This is a genomic window from Mesorhizobium sp. M5C.F.Ca.IN.020.32.2.1 (assembly GCF_004023105.1).
GTDB classification, from domain to species: Bacteria; Pseudomonadota; Alphaproteobacteria; order Rhizobiales; family Rhizobiaceae; genus Mesorhizobium; species Mesorhizobium wenxiniae.
In genome coordinates, this window is record NZ_RZSX01000884.1 from 1 (window position 1) to 2527 (window position 2527).

Below are 2527 nucleotides of genomic sequence, written 5' to 3' on the forward strand. Positions count from 1 at the left end.
GAATGCAGATCGTTGGCGTCAGCACGCGAACGGCCGACGAGCAGGCCGGACAGATTCGGCAGGTTTCGTTCAGCCGCCGGCTCTTGCATCAGGCGCGTAAGCGCCTTCTCAAGTGTGTCTTCGTCTTCCTGGGCGAAGTCGCGGCGGTCGCTGGACCGCAGCATGGCTTTCAGGAGCCGCATCAGGAATTCGCGGTTGGGACCGGTGTTTTCGAGCTGAAGCGGGTTGAAACCGGTCGGCGTCTCAGGTGACAGGACTTCATAGGAACCGCCAATCGCGCGCACGAAGATTTCGGCGCCGCGGTCTTTGTCGAAGAACACGGCTTTCGGGGTCGGATTGACGCGCATTGCTTGGGCGAGCAGGAAGGTCATTGCCACCGTCTTGCCCGAACCGGTCGGACCGGTCACCAAGAAGTGGCCGATGTCGCGCTGATGGAAATTGAACCAGTACGGGGTTTGCGACGTGGTTTCGAGAATGGTGATTGGCAGGCCCCAATGGTTGCCGTCGATCCGCCCCGTTGCGAAATTGTGCATCGACGAGAGGCCGGAGAAATTGGCGCTCGACAACATCGCCTTGCGGGCGATGTAGCTGCGATTTCCCGGCAACTGCGCCCAAAAACCGGCTTCAAGGTTCACGTCCTCGCGCAGCCAATTGATATTCATGTCAGTGAGGCAGGCCCCAAGCTCAGACACCGACTTGCTGACGCCCTGCAGATCGCGGGACAGGCACAACAGCGTGAGATGGTGGAAGCCGAAAACCGCTTCTTGGTTCATCAGACTATTGAGCGCGTAATCGATATCCTTCTCGACCGAACTTCCGGCCTCATCCGACGCCTGGATTTGCCGTTGCAGGCGAGTGATGCGCTCCTGTGCGATCGGCTTGTCTGCGATTGTGAAGGACTGCGTCAGGATGAATTCATGGTTGACCTGCAACAGCCCGTCGAGCATGCCCGGCCCGGTGAACGGCGGATATTCCTTCACCGACAGCAGAGCGCCGAAACGGCTTTCTTCGTCGACCGCAGCCTGAGCCTGCATTGTCCGCTTGCTGAAGTGCAGCCGCGATGTTCCGACGAAGTTTCGTATGCCCATGCGCGGCAATCGCATCTTGCGCGGCACGCCACAGGTCAGGATCGTGTTGAAAAACTCACACGGTTCCGAATACGGCTCCTTGTCGCGATAGGCGATCCCCAGCGCGCGAGCGCCGTACTTCTGGAGTTCGCGCGTGATGTTGGAGATCAGCTCCTCGATCTCTGTGACATCCTCGCGTGTTTGCTGGCTCCGCACTTCTCGGTTGGCGCGATCAAGCAGCTTTTTGACCGTATCACCAATACCGAGAGCGCCACGCATCCCTGACCGCACGATGGTCAGGTAGATTTCGTTCGTGAACATGCGCTTCTCGCGCAATTGGTCCATGTAGCGTCTGTTCAGCAACTCGCAGAACGGTTCGTCGAACGCGCCGCCAATCTCCGTCTCGACCTCACGACGGATGACGGTCGACCAAAGCGAAAAGCGGCTTGAGCCAAGCGCCCGGATCATCGTGTTTTGCACGACGGAACGCATGTTGAGTTCGGCCTGGTCCTCCGTCTGGAAAAACAGGCCGTCCAGCTTGATGACGCTCAGCAAGGAGCCGTTTTCCAGCCCTATCACCGTATCGGACACGTGCCGTAGGTACGGGATATGTGTGGACATAGGTCGCTCATTATGAGCGACCTTTCCAAATCCAAGCTCTTCTCTGACGACTTTCAGCATCGGTTACGGTCCGTAGGAATTGGTGCCCCAAAAGGTTTTGTTCCGGGTGCGAGGCGTCATCCGCGACGCCACCTGCAGCACGTCCAAAATCCTGCTGTCCCAGGCGCAAAGAGAAAAGAGAACGAGATAGCTGATGGGTGCGACCAGCAGCGCCCACAGGCGATTGGTCGCCAACCAACCGATCACGGTCACCCCGACGATGATCATGAACGCCATGTAGGGGATGCCCCAAAACGTTGGCGATCGGGTTAGGCCGATCACTAACGCCGTCAAGGCTGGCTTTTCGTCCTCGTACTCAGCCATCTTACTGACCGACGGCTGCGATCATTTCGTCGACGATCGCTGGAGCGCCGAACACGAGACCGATACCCACGATCACGGCTCCAGCCGTGAACCATGACAGACGGCCGGCGAAGGCCAGGAAGCCAAGACCGATCACGGCGATAATCGCCAACAACCGGCCGAACGGACCGGTAATGAAATCGACGATCATTTGGACGACAGTTTGCAGCGGTGCAAAGGCTCCGCTTCCACCGCCGCTACCTTGCGCAAGCGCCAGGTCGGCGCCCGCCAGCTGAATTGTCGCCGCCAGCCCGAGCAAGGCCGCCAGCTTCAGCGCGCTAATCCCCGTACCCTTATCCGCAAAGCACTTCATGCCTTCTCTCCTTCAAAAGTGCATCACACCGCCGACAAACTTGCCGGTTTTCGTCACGGCAATGACGCCGGCGTCGCCGTCATCACCCGCATCAGCGACCGCCTCAGGGGCGGCCGCCGTGGTC

The 2527-nt window shown here is 59.2% G+C and carries 3 protein-coding genes and 1 pseudogene; all 4 read right to left on the reverse strand.

Going from position 1 to position 2527, the window contains the following annotated elements:
- Positions 1-1748, reverse strand: a 1748-nt coding sequence (locus EOA86_RS30360) for a type VI secretion protein (RefSeq protein WP_128344998.1), incomplete at its 3' end; no start/stop codon positions are given.
- A gap of 3 nt (positions 1749-1751) precedes the next feature.
- Positions 1752-2051, reverse strand: a complete 300-nt coding sequence (locus EOA86_RS30365; RefSeq protein ID WP_128345000.1) for a VirB3 family type IV secretion system protein — start codon at positions 2049-2051, stop codon at positions 1752-1754.
- Between the two features lies 1 nt (position 2052).
- Positions 2053-2403, reverse strand: coding sequence for a TrbC/VirB2 family protein (locus EOA86_RS30370; protein WP_128345002.1), 351 nt, complete (start codon positions 2401-2403; stop codon positions 2053-2055).
- A gap of 12 nt (positions 2404-2415) precedes the next feature.
- Positions 2416-2527, reverse strand: a pseudogene (locus tag EOA86_RS40770) (lytic transglycosylase domain-containing protein); the annotation flags it as partial.

Coding starts and splice junctions, on each gene's coding strand:
- EOA86_RS30370 (WP_128345002.1), bottom strand. CDS start 2,403: ATGAAGTGCTTTGCGGATAAGGGTACGGGGATTAGCGCGCTGAAGCTG.
- EOA86_RS30365 (WP_128345000.1), bottom strand. CDS start 2,051: ATGGCTGAGTACGAGGACGAAAAGCCAGCCTTGACGGCGTTAGTGATC.